Below are 22,032 nucleotides of genomic sequence, written 5' to 3'. Positions count from 1 at the left end.
GGCCGCCTGCCCGGATGGGTCGGCGGCCTTTTTCTTTGTTTTCCTCAAGCGGCGGCGGGCATCCGCCCGCCACGCTCCCCGGAAAATCCCGGCGGCCGCAGTCGCGGCCTACTTCCGCCGCGCTTCACCCCAGGCCTTGGCCTGTTTGATGTAGTCCGCCATGGCGGCGCGTTCCTTCGTGAAGGTGTCGTCGACCACGGTGATGGTGGGGATGGCGCGCTGGTGCGGCGGGATCTCGGGCTTGTAGGTGCCGAAGCCCGCCTCGTGCACGCCGGTGCTGCCCCGGCCGGGGGCCGGGCGGCTGAGATGCTGATAGCTGCGCACGTGACCGTCGTAGGCGGCCGGGGCCAGGGCGTAGCGCGTCACATGGCTCATGGGGATGAAGGCCATCTGCGCGTCGTACAGCATCTCCCCCACCGGCGGGATGCTGGGGTGGCGCTGGGCCAGATCCTGCACCAGCCGGCGCGTGCCCTCATGCATGTCGGCCTTGGTGTTGTTGATGGCCGCGCCGGCGATGTCCAGGAAATAGCCGTCCACGCCGAACTGCCTGATGGTGGCGGAGATGCGCTCCCCCAACCAGCGGCGCCAGGAGTCCACGCCCAGGTTCATGAAGGGCATCCAGCCCTCGCCGGACCGGTCGTTGTCCCAGTCCACCCAGTTCAGGTCGAAGGAATCGCCGTCCACGCGCTCCGTCGTGGCGTCGGCGAACAGCTTGAACTCCTCCCACACCTTGTTGGCGCTGTTGGTGCCGAACATGGGAACGATGCGGAAGCCCAGCTTCTGCGCCTGGGTGACCAGGCGCTTGAAGCCCTCCGCCCCGCCCATGCGCGGGTCGGGCTGGTACAGGGGGTAATTCCAGTAATAGCGGCCGTCCCAGGCCGGCAGGAACACCATGACGCGCTTCGGGTCGATTTGCGTGGCGGCCCAGCGCAGGATCTCCAGGATGCGGGCATAGTCGTTGAAGATGTAGCCGGTCCAGTGCGCGCCGTGGATGCTCAGCACCAGGTCGACCTCCCGCATCCACGCCGGCATGTCCGGCCGGGTGGCCAGCGGCGGGATGCCGTAGGTCTTTTCCACATGGGCGAAGTGGGGGGCGACGGCGGCCGCGTAATCCGCCGCAGGGCCCACCCGCCACGGCGGGGTCGCCAGGCTGGTGGCCTTGGCCCAACCCTCGCCCTCATGGATCAGCTCGACGCGATAGCCGTCCGGCCCCGGCTGGAAGAAGAAGCGGCAGGTGCGCACCGCCGTCTGCCGCGCCGACAGGGCGAAGTGACGGCCATCGGCGGCCTTCAGCACAGCCAGGGGCGTCGCCACCCCATGGAAGAAGTTGGGATATTCGAAGACCTTCTCATCATCCTTCAAATCGGTGAAATCCTGGCCGGAGACGGAGATTTCACCGCGCGGCAGGCCGCGCACCACGGTGGTGATGGACTTCACGGGGTGCGGCGCCTCGGCCTTGGCCGTCCATTGCACCGTGCCGTCCGCCTCCACCGTGAATTCGGCCACCAGCGTGCCCGGCGCCTTCTCCTGCCCGCCGGCCCACAGCAGGCCGTCGCAGGTCAGGATGGTGCGGTTACCGTCGCGCACCATGCGCGTCACCGTGGGGTCGATGGCGTAGGCGTTCTCATACGTCTGCACCCGGAAGCCCATCAGCAAAGGGCCCACCTGCACCGACGCCTCGGGGAAATCGAAGCTGAACTGCAGCACCGCCTCGCCCTTGGCCGGGGTATAGACGCCGCTGCGCGAGGTCAGCAACTGCAAGTCCGGGCTGGGCGCGCCGGACGCCGCTGCCGCCGGGGCGGTGGCGGCCAGCGCCGCGGCGGTGCCGGCGCCGCTGGCCAGGAAGGCGCGGCGGGTCACTGGATGGGGCACGGGTGACGTCTCCTGTTCCTGCTTGTTCTTTTCCGGCGGTGGCCGGCCCGCGAATGGTTTACAACCTCGCTGCCGCCGGATAGTACTATTATACGACTTAAAAATACCACAGGGAGTGCCTCCAGGAATGATCCGTGCTCTTCGCCCCGCCGGGCGCCTCGCCGCCGCCGTCCTGTTGGCGGGCACCGCCCTGGGCGGTATGACGGCCTTCGCCGCCGCCCCCTCGGCCACGGTGACCGTTCAGGCCGACCATCCCGGCCCGGTCATCGCCAAGGAGATCTATGGCCAGTTCGCGGAGCATCTGGGCACGCAGATCTACGGCGGCATCTGGGTGGGACCCGACAGCCCCATCCCCAACATCCACGGTTACCGCAAGGACGTGGTGGAGGCGCTGAAGGCCCTGCATGTGCCGGTGGTGCGCTGGCCCGGCGGCTGCTTCGCCGATGAATACCATTGGCGCGATGGCATCGGCCCCAAGGAGCGCCGCCCCGTCATCGTGAACACCAACTGGGGCGGGGTGGAGGAGAACAACGCCTTCGGTACCCATGAGTTCATGGACTTCTCGGAACTGATCGGCGCCGGAACCTACGTCAACGGCAACCTGGGCAGCGGCAGCGTGCGCGAGATGGCCGACTGGGTCGCCTACATGACGGCGGACAACCACGGCAGCCTGGTGCAGGAGCGGCGGGCCAACGGCCGGGACAAGCCCTGGACGCTGAACTGGTTCGCCGTGGGCAACGAGGTCTGGGGTTGCGGCGGCAACATGACGGCGGATTACTATGCCGACCTGCTGCGCCAGACCCGCACCTTCCTGAAGCCGGGCGCCGGCCAGCCGACGAAGTTCATCGCCGTGGGTCCCAGCGATGACGACACCGCCTGGACCGAGACCATCATGGCGCGGGCGGCCAAGGAAATCGACGCGCTGTCCATGCACTATTACGACGTGGCCTCACTGAACAGCGTGCCCAAGGGCACCTGGAAGGTGAAGGGCTCCGCCACCGACTTCAATGAGACCGAATGGTTCGCCAGCATCTTCGGCGCCTACCAGATCGGCACCTACATCAGCCACCACAGCGCCATCATGGACAAGTACGACCCGGAGAAGCGGGTCGCCCTGGTGGTGGATGAATGGGGCACCTGGCACGACCCGACGCCGGGCAGCAACCCCGGCTTCCTGCAGCAGCAGAACACCGTGCGCGACGCGGTGGTGGCGGCGATCAGCCTGAACATCTTCCATGCCCATGCCGGCCGCGTGCGCATGGCCAACATCGCCCAGATGGTGAACGTGCTGCAGGCCATGATCCTGACGGACGGGCCGCGCATGGTGCTGACACCCACCTACCATGTCTTCGACATGTACAAGGGCTTCCAGGGCGCCACCAGCCTGCCCGTGGCGGTGACGGGGCCGGATTACAGCCAGGGCGGCCGCACCGTCCCCGCCGTCAGCGCCTCGGCCGGCCGTGGCACGGACGGCATCACCCGCCTGGCCCTGACCAACGTCGACCCCAACAAGGCGGCCCCCGTGCAGGTGCGCCTGGCCGGGCTGAAGGCGGGCAAGGTGACGGGCCGCATCCTGACGGGCCCGGCCATGAACAGCGACAACACCTTCGACCATCCGCAAACGGTGGTGCCGGCGGACTTCGGTGACGCCAAGCTGTCGGGCGACACCGTCAGTGTGACCCTGCCGGCCAAGTCTGTGGTCGTTTTGGAACTGAAATGACCAAGTGTGTCCTTGGCGTCCTGGCCGGTGTTCTTCTCACCGGCCAGGCGTGGGGCGCTGATCTGACGGGCGACTGGGTCTTCCAGGCCGCCCCGTCCTTCCCCCGTTTCACCAGGATGGCCATCCGTCAGGACGCGGGTGGTCTGCACGGCACCATCACGTCCGAGTGGTATGGCGACCTGCCCATGCTGGACCTGAAGGCGACGGGGGAGGGCCCGGCAGGGGAAAGGTTGGTCTTTCATATCGACAACGGCAATCCCAAGCTGAAGCCCCTGGACCTGACCCTGGCGCCGGATGGGGCGGGCATACGGCTGACCGGCCAGGTCTGGTACGAGAAGCAGGGCGCCACCGCCCATCGCGCCACGGCGGCGGAGATGGCGGCCCTGGACTTTCCCACGTATCCGCTGCCCGCCCCCGCCCATGTGCCTGCCAACGGCCAGGCCCGCACCCCGCCCATGGGGTGGAGCAGCTGGAACAAGTTCGCCGAGGCCATCGACGACAAGACGGTGCGGGAGATCGCCGACGCCCTGGTGCGCAGCGGCCTGCGCGACGCCGGCTATGTCTATGTCAACATCGATGACGGCTGGCAGGGGGAACGGGGGCCCGACGGCGTGCTGCATCCCAACGCCAAGTTCCCGGACATGAAGGCCCTGGCCGACTATGTCCACGCGCGGGGGCTGAAGCTGGGCATCTACAGCTCCCCCGGGCCTAAGAGCTGCGCCGGCTATGCCGGCAGCTACGGCCATGTGGAGCAGGACGCCCGCACCTGGGCGGAATGGGGCATCGACTACCTGAAGTACGACCTGTGCTCGGGCGAGGGCTTCTACCACACCGCCGATACGGTCCAGGCGGTGTATCAGCAGATGGGGGCGGCGCTGAACGCGACCGGCCGCCCCATCGTCTACAGCCTGTGCGAATACGGCCGCTTCGACGTGGGCGCCTGGGGCCGCGATGTGGGCGGCAACTTGTGGCGCACCACCGGGGATATCGAGGACAGCTACGCTAGCATGGCGGCCATCGGCTTCGACAAGAACGGCGTGCCCCGTCACACTGGCCCCGGCGGCTGGAACGACCCGGACATGCTGGAGGTCGGCAACGGCGGCATGACGACCGAGGAGTATCGCACCCACATCAGCCTGTGGGCCATGATGGCGGCCCCCTTGCTGATGGGCAATGACGCCCGGTCCATGACCCAGGAAACGCTGGCCCTGCTGGGCAATGCCGAGGTCATCGCTATCGACCAGGATCCGCTGGGCCGCCAGGGCCTCCCTTGGCGCAAGCAGAACGGGACGGAAATCTGGACCCGGCCCCTGGCCGACGGCTCGGTCGCCGTGGGCCTGTTCAACCGCACGGACAAGCCGGTGGCCATGATCGCCGATTGGCCCGCCCTAGGCCTGGGGGATCATCCCAGCGTGCGCGACCTGTGGGCCCACCGCAGCGTTGTATCGGGTGCGGTCCATACCGTGCCGGCGCACGGCGTGGTGCTGCTGCGCGCCACCCGGTAGGTGTTAGCGCTAACAGCGCCAGCGGACTTTCATTCGGAAAATGCTATGATGGGGCCACGGCAGTTCGCCGCGACCCTCTCCCGACTGAATCCGCCGCATGAGCATCATCGTTCGCAGCCTGCCCGATCAGGCCTATGAAATCGTGCGGGACCATATCCTGCTGGGCACCATGGCGCCGGGCACGGCGGTGCAGCAGGCGGCGGTCGCCAACCAGCTGGGCATCAGCAAGATCCCCCTGCGCGAGGCCTTGGGCCGGCTGGAGCAAGACGGCCTGGTCACCTCCTTCCCCAACCGGGGCTATGTGGTGAACACCCTGACGGCGGAAGAGGCGACGGAGGTGTTCGCCCTGCGCCTGAAGCTGGAACCCGGGGCGACGGCGGATGGCGCCCGGCGCGCCACCCCGGCCGACCGGGAGCACGCCCGGGCCGAGCTGCTGGCGCTGGAGCGGGAGCAGGGGACCGCCGGCACCGGCCACGTCACCCACAACCGCGCCTTCCACATGGCGCTGATCCGCCCGGCGGGCGGCATCACCAGCCAGCTGATGGAACGCCTGCACATCCTGTCGGAACGCTATGTCCGGGTGCACCTGGAACCCCAGGGCCGTGATGACCGCGCGCGGGACGAGCACCGCGCCCTGTTCGATGCATGGATGGCAGGCGACGCCCCGGTGGTGGAGACACTGACCGCCCGGCACATCCAGGGCACGCTGGACGATCTTCAGCGCGAACTGGCGGGCTGACCGACGACGCGGCGGGTGTGACCCCGCCGCGCTTGACGCCTCACGCCGCCACGGCCGTCGCCTTCGGTGCCGCCTTCACCCAGGCGGGTTGTTCCCGCATGTGATCCAGATAGCGGTTGATGTTGGGGAAGGGCGCCCAGTCAAAGGGCGTCACGCCGCGATAGCCCTCCAGGCAGACCAGGCCGTAATCGGCCAGGGTGACGCCGTCGCCGACCAGATAGGTCCGGCCGGCCAGGTGGCGTTCCAGCACGGGGGCGAAGCGCGCCAGATCCTTCTGGAAAAAGGCCATGACCTCGGCCGCCGGCTCGCCCAGGCCGTTGCGCGGCTTGATGATGCTTTCGAAGATCAGGGTGCCCCAGGCCTTGTTGAAATGCGCCTGCTCCCAGAACTGCCAGCGGGTGATGTCGGCGCGCACGGCGGGATCGTCCGGAAACAGGGATGAGCCGCCGGCCTTGGCCACCAGGTACTGGTTGATGGCGCAGCTCTCCCACAGCGTCAGGCCGCCGTCCACCAGTACCGGCACCATGCCGTTCGGGTTGAGGGCCAGGAAGGCGGGCTGCCGCGTTTCCTGCTTCATGAAGTCCAGGGTGTGGACATCGACCGCCAGGCCCAGATGGTGGACGACGGCCATGACCTTGCGGACGCTGGGGGAGCCGGGAAGGGTGTAGAGTTCCATGTTGCGTATGCTCCTTGGGTTTGGGGAACACCGCTAAGACGCCGGCGGCGCCGCAAAAGATTCGGACTCGTGCCCGCAAATATTTTTCGCGCCCCCTGTAACCTTCCGCCGACCTGGATCGTCCTTGGGGGATGCACCCCAGCGGAAGGCGTCTTTCCCATGCTTCAGATCCATCCCCGGCCCCAGACGGATTTCGACCGCCTGGTGCGCGACCTGCGCCCCCGGCTCTACACCTTTTGCGCCCGCATGGTGGGCTCGGTGGTGGAGGGGGAGGACGTTGTGCAGGACACGCTGCTGAAGGCGCTGCAGGCCTGGCCGGGGATCGAGCGGCTGGACAGCCCTGAGGCCTGGATGTTCCGCATCGCCCGCAACGCCGCCCTGGACGCGCTGAAGCGCGGCGGCCGGACGGAGCCGCTGGAGGATCATGAGCATCTCGCGGTGGAGACGACGGACGCGCTCAGCCAGCGCGAACTGACGGAATTTGGCTTGCGCCCCTTCATGAAGCTGTCGGCCGCCCAGCGCGCCTGCCTCATCCTCCTGGACGTGCTGGGCTACACCCTGGCGGAGATCGCGGCCATGCTGGACATGAGCGTGCCGGCGGTGAAGGCCGCTCTGCACCGGGGCCGGACCAAGCTGCGCGCCCTGGCCGCCACGCTGGAGGAGCCGGCGCCCCTGGTGCTGTCGGCGGAGGAGCGGGCGCATCTGGCCCGCTATGTCGCCCTGTTCAACGCCCGCGATTTCGACGCCGTGCGCGCCCTGCTGGCCGACGACGTGCGCCTGGACCTGATGGGCGAATTCACCCGCCACGGCCGCGCGGGCGTGGAACCGTACTTTGGCAACTACAGCCGCCTGCTGGGCTGGCACCTGGTGCCGGGCACCATCGACGGCCAGCCCGGCCTGCTGTCCTACCGCGACGGTGCCATCGCCAACTTCATCTTCATCAGCTGGCGGGACGGGCGCATCACCCGCATCCGGGATTTCTTCCACTGCCCGGTGGCGCGCGGCATGGCGGACGCCCGTCCCCTGGAGGTGGCTTCACTCCCGGAGGGTGGGGCCATCCAGATCTGACTCCCGGCTGAGGTGCCCCGTCAGGCTTTCGGGCGCGATGGGGACGGAGGTGTGCTCCTGCGCGATGAGCCACGCCGTCTTTCCCTGGGGCCCCTCGCGCTTCACCAACTGCCAGCTCAAGCGGTTCTGCATGGACCGCAGCTTGGCCCCCTCCGGCGTCAGGGCGGTATAGGTCAGGAAGGCGCTGAGGCCCGCGGCCTCACCGCCGCCCACCACCCGCACCGCCTCTGCCGTGACCTGCACGCGCTCGTCATTGAGCCCGCCCAGCCAGGCCTCCACCGACTGCCGCCAGGCCGCCCGGTCAGGATAGGACCAGGTGTCCCAGGTGTCGAACACCACTACATCCTCAGCATAAAGAGCCAGCAGCGCCGCCGCGTCCCGGTTCCACACCGCCTGGCGGTAGGCCTCCAGAACCGCTTTCACCTCTTCTTCCATATCGCTTCTCCTGTGGGCTTTGAGCCTGGAAGACGAACGACGAGGGGAGAAAGATACAGGGGCGATTGGGTTTTTTTTGAGGATCAGCCAGCGATGGCCTGGCGCCCCGCCCAAATCTCCGCCGCCACCCGGTCGGCCTCGGCCGGCTCATCCGCCAACCCTAGGGCCAGCACCCCCAGGGCGATGGTGGCGATGACCGTCGCCGTTTCCGCGTCCCGCCCCGGTTCGCCGCGCCACACGGGCAGCAGGCCCGGCACCTCCGCCTTGCCGGCGGTCAGCGCGGGGAGGGGGAGTTCTCGGCGCTCGGTGCCGACTTGCAGATAGGCGGTGGTGGGCTTGGCGGGATTGCGTTCCACCTCGCCGCCGCCGCCCTTGACCACCACCAGCCGGGGGCGGTTCAGGCGCTGGGCGACGCCTAAGTGCAGGTCGATGTAGGGCGGGTGGAAGACGCCGTCGACGGCGGCACGGGTGTCGAACGGGTCCAGCAGGCGGCAGACGGTGTTGATGGGGCTGCGCAGGCCCAGCAGGTGGCGCAGGTTCAGCAGATGGTCCAGCGTTGAACTGAGCACCGACAGGGGCAGGTAGGCGAAGCCGGTTTCGGCCACCAGGGCCTTGGCATCCTCGCGGCTGGTGGCCGGGCGCAGGCCCAGCTCCCCCAGGGCGTCGGGTACGTCGCGGCCCTGGGTGAAGGCGTTGGACCCGTGCATGATGACGCGGTGCCCGGCCTGGGCCAGCGCCAGGGCGGACAGCAGGAACCAGGGCTCATCGCGGGTGCGGCCGGCGCCGTAGGATGGCCAGTCCAGGTCGGCGGCGCCGGTGCAGGTGCCGTCGCTGATGCCAGCGGCGTCGCGTGCGGCCTCCACCAAGCCCGCCACCTCATCCCGGTCCTCCCCGCGATAGCGCAGCAGCATGAGGAAGGCGCCCACCTGGTGGGGATCGGCCTCCCCCTTCAGCACCATGCCCAGGGCCGTGCGCGCCTCTTCCCGTGTCAGGGAGCGCGAGCGGCCGGGGCCGCGCCCCAGGGTGCGGACATATTGGGCGAAGACATGTTCATCGGTCATGGGGCGGGCAGGCTCTGGCAGGATCAGGCGGCGCGGGACCGTACCTCGGTCATTGCGGACTCTACCGCGTCTTGCCGCCGCAATGCCACCACCCGTCCCACCAGCACGAGGGTCGGGCCGCTCACCGCGGCGGCAGTCACCAAAGCGGCGATGTCGGCCACCGTGCCGGGCAGGCGGCGCTCGGTTGCCAGGGTCGCGTTCTCGATGGCGATGGCTGGGGTGCTGGGGTCCAGGCCGGCGGCCAGCAGGCGCTGGGTGACCTGGCCCAGCGTGCGGCTGCCCATATAGATGGCGATGGTGCCGTCGCAGGCGGCCAGGGCGTTCCAGTCGTGGGTGGGCAACACCTCGTCTGCTCCATGACCGGTGATCAGGTGGAGGCTGCGGCTGTAGCCGCGCTGGGTCAGCGGCATGGCCATGGATGCCGCCGCGGCGCAGGCCACGGTGATGCCGGGTACCACCTCCGCCACCACGCCGGCGGCGGCCAGGGCCTCCAGCTCCTCGCCTGCGCGGCCGAAGACCATGGGGTCGCCGCCCTTCAGGCGCACGACATGGGCGCCCGCCTGGGCATGGGCGACGATCAGGCGGTTGATGGCGGCTTGGCTCAGGGTATGCCGGCCGCAGCGCTTGCCCACGTCGATGCGCGGGGCATGGGCGGGGGCCAGGTCCAGGATGCGCGGGTCGACCAGCTTGTCGTACAGCAGCACGTCGGCGCTCTCGATACGGCGCAGGGCCTTCACCGTCAGCAGCTCGGGATCGCCGGGGCCGGCGCCTACCAGACTGGCGCGGCCGGTGACGTTAGGCTGAGGCATGGACATCGCGCAGGATCTCCTTCAGTTCGGAAATACAGGACCCACAATTGGTGCCCGCTTTCAGGCAGGCGCCGATCTCCTCCGCCGAGGTCAGGCGGTGGGCGACGATGGCCTCCCGGATGGTGACCAGGCCGACGGAGAAGCAGGCGCAGACGGTGCGGCCGGCTGACTTCACGCCCGTGGCCCCCACGCCGCCTAGGGCGCGGCCGGACAGCAGGCTGGGCCGCGCCGCGTCTGTCACCTTGTCGCCCAGCAGGGCCGCCAGCACGTCGCGGGGCGGCAGTTGGGCGCCATCACCGGCGGCCAGGAACAGGCAGGCCTCCAGCCGGCCATCCACCAGGATGGCGACGCGCAGCAGGCCGCGCCCGGCGTCGGTCAGTTGCAGCCATTCGGCGCCCGCCGGCGGGTGCAGCAGGCCTTCGACGAAGCGGGTCAGGGCCGCCCCCGCTGGCAGGGGGTCCGACCCCACGAGCTCAAAGGCGTGGCCGGTGCTGAGCGGCACGCGTGACCAATAGGCCACACCCTGGGGGCGCACGGCGGCGCGGTGCAGCAGCAGGCCGCGCCAGGCAACGGGCACCGCCTCCGCCCGCACCGGCGTCAGCTTCAGTTCCGGCTGGCCGGAAACAGGGTCCAGCGCCGCGTTGACCAGGCGGCCGGCGGGCCCGGCGGAGCAGAACTCATCCGTCCAATGCATGGGCAGGAACAGCTCCCCCACCCGCTGCCCGGCATCGATGGTGGCGCGCACCACCGTGCTGGCGTGGACGCTTTCGATGCGCACCAGGTCGCCGTCCTTGACGCCCAGGCGCGCGGCGTCGGCGGGAGACAGGGCGGCGCGCGGCTCCCCGGTATGGGCCAGCAGGCGGGGCACGCGGCCGGTGCGGGTCATGGTGTGCCACTGGTCGCGGATGCGGCCGGCGGGCGGGCGCCAGGGGGTGGGCACCAGGCGGCCCCGGCCGCTGGGCGTGGCGAAGCCGCCCTGGCCGAACAGCCGCCCGCCCTCATCCCCCGCCCAGCGCACGGGCCAGCGCACTGGCGCCAGGGCGTCGTACTGCCCATCGGTCAGCATGGCCAGGCCGCTGATGTCGAAGGGCCGGCTGCCGGCGTTCTCGAAGCCGGACAGGGCGGCATGCTCCCGGAACACCGCCGCCGGGCTGGTCCAGGAAAAGGCGTCCTTCCAGCCCATGCGCTGGCCCACGGCGGCCAGCACCCGCCAGTCGGCCCGCGCCTCGCCCGGGGCGGGGCGGAAGGGGCGCTGGCGGCTGATGACCCGTTCGGAGTTGGTGACGGTGCCGTCCCGCTCCCCCCAACCCGCCGCCGGCAGCACCACGTCGGCCAGGGCCGTGGTGTCGTTGGGCCAGCAGTCGGACACGACGACGAAGGGGCAGCGTGCCAACGCCTCGCGCACCCTATCGGCCCGGGGCAGGCTGTCGGCGGGGTTGGTGGCGATGATCCACAGGGCCTTGATGCGGCCGTCCAGCACGGCGTCGAACATCTCCACGGCCTTCAGCCCCGGCCTGGTCGCCAGGTTGGGCGCCCGCCAGAAGCGGCGGACGCGGTCGATGGCCTCGGGCTGGTCGAAGCGCATGTGGGCGGCCAACTGGTTGGCCAGGCCGCCCACCTCGCGCCCGCCCATGGCGTTGGGCTGCCCGGTGATGGAGAAGGGGCCGCAGCCGGGCTTGCCGATGCGCCCCGTGGCCAGATGGCAATTGATGATGGCGTTGACCTTGTCGGTGCCCACGGAAGACTGGTTCACCCCCTGGGAATAGACGGTGACGACGCGCGGGGTTGACGCGAACCACTGGTAGAAGCGGGCCAGGTCCGCCGGGTCCAAGCCGGTGAGGGCGGCGGTCTGGCTGGCCGTCTGGCGGGCGGCGGCGAGGGCGGCTTCGAACCCCTCCGCATGCGCCGCCATCCAGGTGTGGTCCAGCGCATCCTGGTCAGCCAGATGGGCCAGCAGGCCGTTGAACAGGGCGACGTCGGCGCCGGGGCGCACGGCCAGATGCAGGTCGGCATCCTCACAGGTGGCCGTGCGGCGGGGGTCGATGGCGACGATGCGCAGCGGCCGCTTAGCCTTGGCCGCCAGCAGGCGCTGGTGCAGCACCGGGTGGCACCAGGCGGAATTGCTGCCCACCAGCACCACCAGGTCCGCCAGTTCCAGATCCTCGTACGTTCCGGGCACCACGTCGGCGCCGAAGGCGCGATTGTGGCCGGCGACGGAGGAGGCCATGCACAGCCGGGAATTGGTGTCGATGTTGCCGCTGCCGATGAAACCCTTCATCAGCTTGTTGGCGACGTAATAATCCTCCGTCAGGCATTGGCCGCTGACGTAGAAGGCGACACTGTCGGGGCCATGCTCCGCGATCGTGGCCTTGAACCGCTGCGCCACCAGGTCCAGGGCTTGGGTCCAGTCCGCCGCCCGTCCGTCGATCAGGGGGCGGGTCAGGCGTTCGCCATCCTTCAGCGTTTCCGCCAGTGCGGACCCCTTGGAGCAGAGGCGGCCCCGGTTGGCGGGGTGGTCGGTGTCGCCCACCACCTGGCCATCGGCCTGGGCGACGACGCCGCAGCCCACGCCGCAATAGGGGCAGGTGGAGCGGACGGTGCCGGCGAGGGCACCGGCTTCAGCGTCCCGTGCCATCCCCTCCGGCATCACGCCACCATGGCCAGCAGGATGCGGCCGTCCTGCACCCGCACGGGGATGCGGATGACGCAGCCCTCGTCGGGGGCGCAGGCCTCGCCCGTCTCGAGGTCGATCACCCAGTTGTGCAGGGGGCAGGTGACGGCATGGCCGTGCACCGTGCCTTGCGACAGCGGGCCGCCCTTATGCGGGCAGCGGTCGTCCACGGCGAAGACGGTGTCGTCCAGGGTGCGGAAGACGGCGACGTCGCCCCGGGGGGTGGCGACCACGCGGGCACCCTGGCGGGGGATGTCGTCCACCGCACCCACCTCGACCCAGCGGCTTTCGGTACCAACGCTGTCCATGGTCATCACTCCACCGTCGCCAGGGTGCGGAAGGGGGCGGCCGCCGCCTTGCCGGGCGCGCGCTCGGCCCAGGGGTCGTCCTGGCTGAATTTCTGGGCGTACAGGAACTTGGCGTAGAGCGCCTTGCGGCCCGCCTCATCGTCCACGATGCGCTGCTTCACATGGGCCAGGCCCACCCGCTCGATCCAGGGCGCCGTGCGCTCCAGATAGCGGGACTCCTCGCGGTAGAGCTGCAGATAGGCGCCGCAGTATTCCAGCACCTCCTCCTCCGTGCTCACCTTGCACAACAGGTCCGTGACGCGGACGTGGATGCCGCCGTTGCCGCCGACATGCAGTTCCCAGCCGCTGTCCACCGCCACGACGCCGAAGTCCTTGATGGTGGCCTCGGCGCAGTTGCGCGGACAGCCGGACACGGCCAGCTTCACCTTGTGCGCGTGCCAGGAGCCCCAGGTCATGCGCTCCAGCTTCACGCCCATGCCGGTGCTGTCCTGCGTGCCGAAGCGGCACCATTCCGACCCCACACAGGTCTTCACCGTGCGCAGCGCCTTGCCGTAGGCGTGGCCGGAGACCATGCCGGCGTCGTTCAGATCCTTCCACACATGGGGCAGCTGCTCGCGCGTCACGCCCAGCAGGTCGATGCGTTGGCCGCCCGTCACCTTCACGGTGGGGATGGCGTACTTGTCCACCACGTCGGCGATGGCGCGCAGCTCATCCGCCGTGGTCAGGCCGCCCCACATGCGCGGCACCACGGAATAGGTGCCGTCCTTCTGGATGTTGGCGTGGTTGCGCTCGTTCACGAAGCGGGATTGCTGGTCGTCCTGGTACTCACCGGGCCAGGCCACCAGCAGGTAGAAGTTCAGCGCGGGGCGGCAGACATGGCAGCCGTCGGGCGTGGACCAGCCCAGGGTGGACATGACCGCCGGCATGGTGCGCAGCCCCTGATCCACGATGGCGCGGCGCACCTGGTCGTGGCTGTGGGTCGTGCATTTGCACAGCGGCTTCTCGCCTGTGGGCTTGGCGTAGCTGTCGCCCAGCGACAGGGCCAGCAGCTGTTCCACCTGGGGCGTGCAGCTGCCGCAGGAGGCGGACGCCTTGGTGCGGGCCCGCACCCCCTCCAGCGTGGTCAGGCCATGCTCCGCGATGGCGCCCATGATCTTGCCTTTGCACACGCCGTTGCAGCCGCAGATCTCGGCCTCATCGGGCAGGGCCGCCACGGCGGCGGTGGGGTCGGCGGCGGGCGCGCCGGCCGCCAGGCTGGCGAAGGCCTGGCCGAAGATCAGGGTGTCGCGCAACTCGCCCAGGGGCTTGCCCTCGCGCAACAGCTGGAAGTACCAGCCGCCGTCCTGGGCATCGCCATACAGCACGGCGCCCACCAGCACGTCGTCGCGCAGCACCAGGCGCTTATAGGTGTTGCGGGCGGCGTCACGGAAGACCACCTCCTCCGTCGTCTCGTCACCGATGAAGTCGCCGGCGGAGAAGACGTCGATGCCCGTGACCTTCAGGCGGGTGGCCATGGCGGCGGGGACGTAGTCGCTGGTGGCGTCCTCGCGCGCCAGATGGTCGGCGCAGACCTTGGCCATGTCCCACAGCGGGGCCACCAGGCCATAGGTCTTGCCGCGATGCTCCACGCACTCGCCCACGGCGAAGATGTCGGGGACGGAGGTGCGCATGTCGTCGCCCACCTCGATGCCGCGGTTGATGGCCAGGCCGGCGGCGCGGGCCAGGTCGATATTGGGACGGATGCCGATGGCCAGCACCACCAGGTCGCCCGGTATCTCCCGCCCGTCGGCCAGGCGCACGCCCTGCACCCGGCCCTCACCGAAGATCTCTTCGGTCTGGCCGTTGGTGAAGAAGTTCATGCCGCGCTCGTCCAGCTCGCGCTGCAGCAGCTCGGCCGCCGCCTTGTCCAGCTGGCGTTCCATCAGCGTGCCCATCAGGTGGACGACGGCCACCTGCATGCCCCGGCGCAGCAGGCCGTTGGCGGCCTCCAGTCCCAGCAGGCCGCCGCCGATGACGATGGCGCGCTTATGCGTCTGCGACGCCGCGATCATGGTGTTGACGTCGGCGATGTCGCGGAAGGCGCAGACCCCGGGCAGGTCCAGGCCCGGCACGGGCGGGGCGATGGGTCGGGACCCGGTGGCCAGCAGAACCTTGTCATAGGCCACCACCCGGCCGCTGGCGGAGGTCACGGTGCGGGCCTGGGTGTCGATGGCGGTCACCGCGTCACCGGTGATCAGCTCGATCCCATTCTCCTCATACCAGGAGCGGGGGTTGATGACGATCTGCTCCAGGTCCTTTTCGCCGGCCAGCACGGACGACAGCATGATGCGGTCGTAGTTCACGTGCGGTTCGGCGCCGAAGACCGTGATGTCGTACTTCAGCGGGTTGCGCTTCAGCAGTTCGTCCACCGTCCGCATGCCGGCCATACCGTTGCCGACAACCACCAGCTTCTGGCGCGGGGGCATATGCGTGTCCATGGGGGAACCCTTCCCTTAAATCGCTAAGTCTGGAGTGCTGTCAGCAGGGCGCGGCCGGATCAGACGCGAGCCGCGCCCAGGGCGGCGGCGCCCCAGGTGGTGCGCCACCGGCGCTTCACGCCGGTCAGGCCGACCAGGGCCGCCAGGGCCAGCAGGGCGAACAGCAGGAAGCCCGCCTGGTAACCGCCGGTCAGCTGCTTGGAGTAGCCGAGGCTGGAGGCCAGGTAGAAGCCGCCCACGCCGCCCATCATGCCGACCAGGCCGGTCATGACGCCGATCTCGCGGCGGAAGCGCTGCGGCACCAGCTGGAAGACGGCGCCGTTGCCCATGCCCAGCGCCAGCATGGCGACGACGAAGACGGCCAGGGCCATCCAGGCCTGCGGCAGGGCGAAGCTGACCACCACCAGGGCGCTGGCGGCGATGGTGTACATGACGGTTAGTGAGCGGACGCCGCCGATGCGGTCGGCCACGGCACCGCCGATGGGCCGCACCAGGGACCCGGCGAAGACGCAGGCCGCGGTGAAATAGCCGGCGGTGATGGGGCTCAGCCCATACTGGTCGTTGAAGTAGATGGTGAGGGAGGAGGCGAGGCCGACGAATCCGCCGAAGGTGACGCTGTAGAAGAACATGAACCACCAGGCGTCACCGATCTTCAGCACGGCCAGGTATTCGGCCAGCGACTTGGCCGGCGGGCATTCCGGGCTGTCCTTGGCCAGCACGGTGTAGACGCACAGGGTCACGGCCAGCGGGATGGCCAGCAGGCCCAGCACGTTGTTCCAGCCGTAGGCGACGGCCAGGGCCGGCGCGAAGAGGGAGGCGAACACGGTGCCGGAGTTGCCGGCACCCGCCAGGCCCAGGGCCGCGCCCTGGTGTTCCGGCGGATACCACCGCGAGGCCAGCGGCAGGGCCACGGCGAAGCTGGCGCCGGCCACGCCCAGGATGGCGCCGGTCAGCAGCGTGGCGTTGAAGCTGTGCACGCCGAAGTACCAGACGGCGATCAGCCCGGCGATCACCACGACCTGCGCCAGGATGCCGGTGCGCTTGGGCTTCAGATGATCCACCAGGATGCCGTTGATGACGCGGAAGAAGGCGCCGGCCAGGACGGGAACCGCCACCATCAGGCCCTTCTGCGCCGGCGACAGGCCCAGGTCCTTGGCGATCAGCACGCCCAGCGGGCCCAGGATCACCCAGGCCATGAAGCTCATGTCGAAGTAGAGAAACGCCGCGAACAGGGTCGGCAGATGTCCAGCCTTCAGGAAACTCTTGTTCATCGGGTGCGCCTCCGGGCAGGGCCGTGGGCCTTTGGCGATGGGGGCTGCCATGGGTCAGGCGCCGCCTATCACCAGAAGGGGTGGTGGATCGGGATCAGGCCGCGAGGGGCCTGGGGGTGGGGTAGGGCCCGGTGGCACCGGACGCTGACAGGCCGCCGTTGACCCGCCGATCGAACCACGTGGGACGTGCGCCGCCGCACCATCCCGGAGGCGGGGCCGCCCCGCCGTTGGGGCCGCCCCGATGCAGAAAAGAACCTTTCGGCCCCCTGCTCGTGTAATGTTCTTCGCAACCGCCGTGCCAATTTCGCAATCGCGGAAAACCTGAGGTTTTGGAAAAATGGCGGGCGACCTGCATGCCTAATTACTGAGCAATCGCCAAGTTGACGGCGCAAATGATTAAAATATAGGCGATAGCTGAGGTGGGTCGGGGATGGGAGCACGGCAGATCGAACTGCGCGTCGGCTGGTGCAGCGAAACCGGCCGCCGCCCGCGCAATGAGGACTACGTGGGCGTGTGCCTGGGTACCGCCACCCAGCGGGCCCGACAGGGGGCGGTGGCCGCCGTGGCCGACGGCGTGTCGGGGGCGCCCGGTGGCCGGGTGGCGGCGGAACTGGCGGTGCGCGGCTTCATCGATTTCTATCTGGGTGAACGCCAGACCCTGGGCATTCGGCGGGCGGCGGCGCACGCGGCGGAGGCCATCAATCGCTGGATCCACGCCCAGGGCCGGGCGGACCCGGAGCGCAGGGGCATGGCCACCACCCTGACCGCCGTCATCCTGCGCGACCGCCGCGCCCATATCCTGTACGTGGGCGATACCCGTCTATACCGCCTGCGCGACGGTCGGCTGACCCAGCTGACCGAGGACCATGTGCACAGCGGCCCGGACCAACGCCACATCCTGCGCCGTGCCATCGGGCTGGAGGACGCGCTGCGCGCCGACTACACGGCCGAACCCTTGCGCGAGGGCGATCGCCTGGTGCTGCTGACCGATGGCGTGCACGGGGTCTTGTCATCCCGCGACCTGGCCCGCCTCACCTCGGGGGAACCGACGCCGGAGGCGGCCAGCCAGGAGATGGTGGCGGCGGCCCTGTCCGCCGGCAGCCACGACAACGCCACCGCCCTGGTCATCGACGTGGTGGCCCTGCCGCCGGCCGACCAGGGGGAATTGGCCGACCTGACGGCGGAACTGCCGATCCTGCCCGTGCCCAAGCCGGGCGATGTGGTCGACGGCTATCGCGTGGGCCGCCAACTGTCCGATGGCCGCTACAGCGCCCTGTTCCTGACCGAGCCGGTGGGGAAGGAGGTGCGGCTGGTGCTGAAGTTCCCCAAGCCGGCGGTGGCGGACGACGCCGTCTACCGCCTGGCCTTCGTGCGCGAGGGCTGGGTGGCAGCCCGGGTGCGCAGCCCCTGGCTGGGGGAGGTGGTGGAGGTGCCGCCGGGCCGGCAGACGCGGCTATACACCGTCATGCCCTATTACCCAGGGCAAACCCTGGCGCAGCGCCTGGCGGCCCCGCCGCGCGTGGGCGTGGCGGAGGGCGTGCCCTTGGCGGTGAAGCTGGCCAAGGCGGTGGCGGCCCTGCATCGCGCCGGCATCATCCACCGCGACCTCAAGCCGGACAACGTCATCATCGACGGCGCCGGCGGCCTGCGCCTCATCGACCTGGGCGTGGTGCGCCTGCCCGGGATGGAGGATTTCCCGGCCGAGCAAATCCCCGGCACGCCCAGCTACATGGCGCCGGAACTGCTGGCCGGCGCGCCGGGGGATGAGCGCACCGATCTCTACGCCTTGGGCGTCACCGTCTATCACCTGTTCACCGGAGCCTACCCCTATGGCGAGGTCGAACCCTTCCAGCGCCCCCGCTTCGGCGCGCCCGTGCCCCTGCAGCAGCGCCGCCCCGACCTGCCCACCTGGCTGGACCTGTCGGTCATGAAGGCCGTGGCTGCCCACCCGGCCGACCGCCACGGCGACGTGCTGGAATTCGCTTTGGAACTGGAGGCCGGCGCCGCCCACCCCGCGCCCCGCCCCGCCCGCCGCCGATCCTTCTACGACCGCGACCCGGTGCGCTTCTGGAAGCTGACGGCCCTGGCGCTGCTGATCCTGCTGATCCTGTCGCTGGTGCGGGATTAACGGCCTGGCTAATCCCGGCCCAATCAATGGGCAGGGAAGATGCTCAACCAGGCCAGTAGACCAAGCAGGCCAATCCCAACAATTGCCATCAGCGCGAAGACCAGCTGGAGAAACGGCCCATACAGCGGGTTTCTCAGGAAAGGCGGACTCGCTTTGGTGAAAATACGTCCATGCCCATGGCGCCAAGCCATCAGAAGTGCGATCCGTTCATTCGTCCGCTTGGCACGCCTGACGCCAGCGAACCCATAGACGATAAGTCCGATGGCCATGAGATAGCCGGGCAGCAAGTCCCTCATGATGAATCCAAATCAAGTTGGACGCCGATGATCAGCCGATAGCCAGGGTATGGGTGCACAAAGCCCACAGCAAGGCGCAGCCAACGCAAAAGGCGATCACGCACAGGAGCCGATACGCCGGCACATAGAGCGGCATGTCGAGGAAGAACAAGTCCAGGCTTGCCAAGGCTCGCCCTGTTGCGTGCCTAGCCTTGGCGCGGGACAAGAGGTTTTGATGAACGCGCCGGGTGCGAGCGAAGCCGACGATGCCTTGAAGGATGAAAAGCGCAGCCACTCCGTACGCGATGATTTCAGTCATGGCCGGACGGTGTCCGCCGCCATCTCATACAAGTCCGGCCGATAGATGCGTGCGGCCAATGCTTCCGCATCGGCGCCGCTGACTGGCAGGTCGCGCCAGCGGGCCATCTGGTCCAGGAACCAGCGGGCCTGATCCAGGGTGGGGCGGGTGGCGCTGCCGAAGACGCAGACGTCGGTGTCCTGGCCCAGGCCGTCGCGCGCGCCACCGGGGAGGGAGGCGGCGATGATCTCGGGCGCCAGGTTCAGGAAGGCGGGCTGGGCCAGGGTGGCGGCGATGGTGAAGGTGTTGGCCGGGTCGGCGCAATCCGCGGCGGCGCGGAGCAGGGCGCGCAGCAGGGCCTGAAGGGCGTCGGGCTGTTCCTCGGCCCAGGCTTCGCGCACCGCCAGGCATTTCTCCGGATGGCCGGGCATGATGTCGGACGACAGGGCCACGGTGCGGCCCACCCCGGCGGCCGCGGCCACGGCACCCCAGGGGGCGCCGGCGCAGAAGCCGTCGATGCGGCCGGACTCGATGGCGGCCACGCTGTCGGCCGGTGGCACGATGGCCCAGTCGACATCGGCCTGCGGGTCGATGCCGGCGGTGTGCAGCCAGCTTTTGAACAGCAGGGCATGGGTGGACCAGGCATGGACCACCGCCAGCGTCACGCGAGGGCGCCCTCGCAGCAGGGTGGCCAGGCGGCGGCCGGCTTTGGCCGCCGTGGGACGGCCGTTTTCCAGGATAGGACCGGCCAGCTCATTGGACAGGGTCACGGCGTCGCCGTGCTGGCTAAGGCTCATGGGGATGATCAGGCGGGCCGCCGCCGGCCGCAGGCCCAGCGCCATGGCCAGCACCAGGGGCGGCAGCATCACGGCGCCATCCAGCAGGCCGTAGGACAGCTTGTCCGCCAGGTTGGCCCAGCTGGGCTCCACCGACAGGGTGACGTCCAAGCCCTCTGCCGCGAACAGGCCGGAGGCTTGGGCGTGGATGACCGGGGCGCTGTCGGTCAGGCGCAGCAGGCCGATGCGGACGGGGCGCGAAACGGTCATGAGCCGCCTCCCTTCTTCTCTTCAGCGGCGGCGACGATGTCGGCGGCCACGGCGGCCAACTTGCGGCTTTGCTCCATGGCCTGGCGGCGCAGCCAGCGATAGGCCTCCGGTTCCGCCATGCCGCGCTGGCGCATCAGCAGGGCCTTGGCCTGGTCCACCACCTCACGCTCGCGCAAGGATGTTTCGGCCTTGTGCAGGCTGGCTTCCACCTGGCGATAGCGGCGGAACATGGCCACCGCCGCCTGCACCACCGGCTTGATCGCGGGCAGCGAGGCACCGACCACGTTGTAGGAGCTGACGCCGGCCTCGATCGCCGCCTCCATGAAGGCCGGGTCGTCCTGGTCGACGAACATGACGATGGGGCGGGGATCGTGGCGCGAGATGGCGCGGATGTCCTCCAGCCCGTCGCGGTCGGGGCGGGCCATGTCCACGATCACCAGGTCCGGGGCGGTGCGCAGCACGGCGTCCGCCAGCAGCTCGCCAGCGGCCAGGCGCACGATCTCCGTGGCGCCCGCGGCGGCCAGGTCGGCCTCCACGATGCGCCCGGGGTCGTTCAAATGGACTGTGTCGGCGATCAGAACCTTCACCGGCGGCCCATGAAGCTGGTTGGCGGGGGAACACCCTTAATCGCCAACCGGGCTGTCACGCAAGCGCGGTGATGCCGATTGTGTCCGTCAGGTTAGAGGACGGGCAACAAGCGGTCGATGGCCTGGGCCATGTCCACGTCGCGCTGCGACAGCCCGCCGGCGTCGTGAGTGGTCAGCCGGATGTCCACGCGGTTGTATACGTTGAACCATTCCGGATGGTGGTCCGCCTTCTCCGCCAGCAGGGCCACCTGGGTCATGAAACCGAAGGCGGCGCGAAAGTCGGTGAAGATGCAGCGGCGGGTGATGGCGTCGCCCTCCGGCGTCACGGTCCAGCCGGGCAGGGGGGGAAGATCGGTGGCGTTCAGGCGCTTGACCATGATGGGCCTCTTCAGTCGGCGGTGGGGGCGGTGACGGGAACCAGGGCGCCGTTGATGGCGCGGGCGGCCCGGCTGGCCAGGAAAACGATGGCATCGGCCACCGCCGCCGTGGCCGTCCAGCTCTTGGGATCGACGTTCGGCATGTCCGCCCGGTTCTGCGGCGTGTCCATGACCAGTGGCAGCACGGCGTTGACGCGGATGCGCCCGCCCAGTTCCGCCGCCAGGCTTTCCGTCAGGCGGGCCACGGCGGCCTTGGAGGCGGCATAGGCGCCCATGCCGGCACCGGCCTTCTCCGCCGCCGCGGCACCCACGTTGACGATGGCACCGCCGTCCGACAGGCCGCCATCCGTCTCGGGCATGATGGCGGCCCGGCACATGTTCAGGCAGGTGCGGGCGTTGATGGCGAACAGCTTCTCCCACGTGGCGGGGTCGCCGTCCGCCACCGTCTGCCAGCGGAAGCCGCCGGCGACGTTGACCAGCACGTCGGCTCCGCCCATGGCGACCTTGGCTTGGCTGAAGGCGGTGCGGGCGGCGGCCTCATCCGTCAGATCCACGCCGCCCAGGTGCAGCACGCCCTCCGTCACCGCGGCGGGGGCCGGCGCATGGTCGATCACGGCGACGTGATGGCCGGCCGCCCGGAAGGCCTGGGCCACGGCGGCGCCCAGGACCCCGGCGCCGCCGGTGATGATGACCTTCTGCTGGGTCATGA

General features: G+C 69.6%; 20 protein-coding genes. 5 read left to right on the top strand and 15 right to left on the bottom strand.

What is annotated here, in order from left to right; genetic code table 11:
* Positions 1 to 108: 108 nt before the first annotated feature.
* Positions 109 to 1,872 carry an alpha-amylase family protein gene (locus FBZ88_RS01925; RefSeq protein ID WP_246138452.1) on the bottom strand — a complete coding sequence of 588 codons (1,764 nt, stop codon included), beginning with the start codon at positions 1,870 to 1,872 and terminating at the stop codon, positions 109 to 111.
* A 127-nt stretch (positions 1,873 to 1,999) separates the two neighbouring features.
* Here FBZ88_RS01925 and FBZ88_RS01920 point away from each other — a divergent pair, with 127 nt between their 5' ends.
* The 3 genes from FBZ88_RS01920 to FBZ88_RS01910 all read left to right on the top strand — a co-directional run bounded on the left by FBZ88_RS01920 (position 2,000) and on the right by FBZ88_RS01910 (position 5,836).
* Positions 2,000 to 3,592 (top strand): alpha-N-arabinofuranosidase, encoded by a 1,593-nt coding sequence (locus FBZ88_RS01920; RefSeq protein WP_145615146.1) that lies wholly within the window; start codon positions 2,000 to 2,002, stop codon positions 3,590 to 3,592.
* The gene (locus tag FBZ88_RS01915; RefSeq protein WP_246138451.1) at positions 3,589 to 5,097 is read left to right on the top strand and encodes a glycoside hydrolase family 27 protein; all 1,509 of its coding nucleotides are present in this window, start codon (positions 3,589 to 3,591) and stop codon (positions 5,095 to 5,097) included. Before FBZ88_RS01920 ends, FBZ88_RS01915 begins: the two co-directional genes overlap by 4 nt.
* 97 nt (positions 5,098 to 5,194) lie before the next feature.
* Entirely contained in the window at positions 5,195 to 5,836 is a 642-nt protein-coding gene (locus tag FBZ88_RS01910) for a GntR family transcriptional regulator (protein ID WP_145615145.1), read from the top strand.
* A 40-nt stretch (positions 5,837 to 5,876) separates the two neighbouring features.
* Here the strand turns inward: FBZ88_RS01910 and FBZ88_RS01905 are convergent, their stop codons facing one another.
* Entirely contained in the window at positions 5,877 to 6,512 is a 636-nt protein-coding gene (locus tag FBZ88_RS01905) for a glutathione S-transferase family protein (protein ID WP_145615144.1), read from the bottom strand.
* Positions 6,513 to 6,671: 159 nt separating this feature from the next.
* Between FBZ88_RS01905 and FBZ88_RS01900 the strand changes: the two genes are divergently transcribed.
* Positions 6,672 to 7,580, top strand: a complete 909-nt coding sequence (locus tag FBZ88_RS01900; protein ID WP_186464148.1) for a sigma-70 family RNA polymerase sigma factor — start codon at positions 6,672 to 6,674, stop codon at positions 7,578 to 7,580.
* Here FBZ88_RS01900 and FBZ88_RS01895 read toward each other — a convergent pair.
* The 7 genes from FBZ88_RS01895 to FBZ88_RS01865 all read right to left on the bottom strand — a co-directional run bounded on the left by FBZ88_RS01895 (position 7,548) and on the right by FBZ88_RS01865 (position 16,612).
* The gene (locus tag FBZ88_RS01895) at positions 7,548 to 8,015 is read right to left on the bottom strand and encodes an SgcJ/EcaC family oxidoreductase (RefSeq protein WP_145615142.1); all 468 of its coding nucleotides are present in this window, start codon (positions 8,013 to 8,015) and stop codon (positions 7,548 to 7,550) included. The genes FBZ88_RS01900 and FBZ88_RS01895 overlap by 33 nt on opposite strands.
* Positions 8,016 to 8,098: 83 nt before the next feature.
* Entirely contained in the window at positions 8,099 to 9,076 is a 978-nt protein-coding gene (locus FBZ88_RS01890; protein ID WP_145615141.1) for a glycosyl transferase family protein, read from the bottom strand.
* Positions 9,077 to 9,099: 23 nt separating this feature from the next.
* Complete coding sequence (cobA, locus tag FBZ88_RS01885) at positions 9,100 to 9,891, bottom strand: uroporphyrinogen-III C-methyltransferase (RefSeq protein WP_145615140.1); 792 nt, start codon at positions 9,889 to 9,891, stop codon at positions 9,100 to 9,102.
* Positions 9,872 to 12,520 (bottom strand): nitrate reductase, encoded by a 2,649-nt coding sequence (locus FBZ88_RS01880; RefSeq protein ID WP_145615139.1) that lies wholly within the window; start codon positions 12,518 to 12,520, stop codon positions 9,872 to 9,874. The genes cobA and FBZ88_RS01880 overlap by 20 nt, the downstream gene beginning before the upstream one ends.
* An 11-nt stretch (positions 12,521 to 12,531) precedes the next feature.
* Complete coding sequence (gene nirD, locus FBZ88_RS01875) at positions 12,532 to 12,870, bottom strand: nitrite reductase small subunit NirD (RefSeq protein WP_145615138.1); 339 nt, start codon at positions 12,868 to 12,870, stop codon at positions 12,532 to 12,534.
* Positions 12,870 to 15,341, bottom strand: a complete 2,472-nt coding sequence (gene nirB / locus FBZ88_RS01870; protein WP_186464147.1) for a nitrite reductase large subunit NirB — start codon at positions 15,339 to 15,341, stop codon at positions 12,870 to 12,872. Before nirB ends, nirD begins: the two co-directional genes overlap by 1 nt.
* Positions 15,342 to 15,400: 59 nt before the next feature.
* Positions 15,401 to 16,612, bottom strand: a complete 1,212-nt coding sequence (locus FBZ88_RS01865; RefSeq protein WP_145615137.1) for a nitrate/nitrite transporter — start codon at positions 16,610 to 16,612, stop codon at positions 15,401 to 15,403.
* 430 nt (positions 16,613 to 17,042) lie between these two features.
* On the opposite strand from FBZ88_RS01865, the gene FBZ88_RS01860 reads away from it, so the two are divergent.
* Positions 17,043 to 18,740, top strand: a complete 1,698-nt coding sequence (locus tag FBZ88_RS01860) for a bifunctional protein-serine/threonine kinase/phosphatase (RefSeq protein WP_145615136.1) — start codon at positions 17,043 to 17,045, stop codon at positions 18,738 to 18,740.
* 23 nt (positions 18,741 to 18,763) lie between these two features.
* Here the strand turns inward: FBZ88_RS01860 and FBZ88_RS01855 are convergent, their stop codons facing one another.
* The 6 genes from FBZ88_RS01855 to FBZ88_RS01830 form a co-directional block, all read right to left on the bottom strand.
* Positions 18,764 to 19,036, bottom strand: a complete 273-nt coding sequence (locus FBZ88_RS01855) for a hypothetical protein (protein WP_145615135.1) — start codon at positions 19,034 to 19,036, stop codon at positions 18,764 to 18,766.
* A 31-nt stretch (positions 19,037 to 19,067) separates the two neighbouring features.
* Complete coding sequence (locus tag FBZ88_RS01850; RefSeq protein ID WP_145615134.1) at positions 19,068 to 19,334, bottom strand: hypothetical protein; 267 nt, start codon at positions 19,332 to 19,334, stop codon at positions 19,068 to 19,070.
* Positions 19,331 to 20,359, bottom strand: coding sequence for an ABC transporter substrate-binding protein (locus tag FBZ88_RS01845; RefSeq protein ID WP_145615133.1), 1,029 nt, complete (start codon positions 20,357 to 20,359; stop codon positions 19,331 to 19,333). The genes FBZ88_RS01850 and FBZ88_RS01845 overlap by 4 nt, the downstream gene beginning before the upstream one ends.
* Positions 20,356 to 20,946, bottom strand: coding sequence for an ANTAR domain-containing response regulator (locus FBZ88_RS01840; protein ID WP_145615132.1), 591 nt, complete (start codon positions 20,944 to 20,946; stop codon positions 20,356 to 20,358). Before FBZ88_RS01840 ends, FBZ88_RS01845 begins: the two co-directional genes overlap by 4 nt.
* A 92-nt stretch (positions 20,947 to 21,038) precedes the next feature.
* On the bottom strand, positions 21,039 to 21,323 hold the full coding sequence (locus FBZ88_RS01835) for a 4a-hydroxytetrahydrobiopterin dehydratase (protein ID WP_145615131.1): 285 nt from the start codon (positions 21,321 to 21,323) through the stop codon (positions 21,039 to 21,041).
* Positions 21,324 to 21,334: 11 nt separating this feature from the next.
* The gene (locus FBZ88_RS01830) at positions 21,335 to 22,030 is read right to left on the bottom strand and encodes an SDR family NAD(P)-dependent oxidoreductase (RefSeq protein ID WP_145615130.1); all 696 of its coding nucleotides are present in this window, start codon (positions 22,028 to 22,030) and stop codon (positions 21,335 to 21,337) included.
* Positions 22,031 to 22,032: the final 2 nt, after the last annotated feature.

This window comes from Nitrospirillum bahiense, from assembly GCF_007828025.1.
GTDB classification, from domain to species: domain Bacteria; phylum Pseudomonadota; class Alphaproteobacteria; order Azospirillales; family Azospirillaceae; genus Nitrospirillum; species Nitrospirillum amazonense.
Note: the sequence above shows the minus strand (reverse complement) of the source record. Positions and strands in the feature narration are given on the sequence as shown.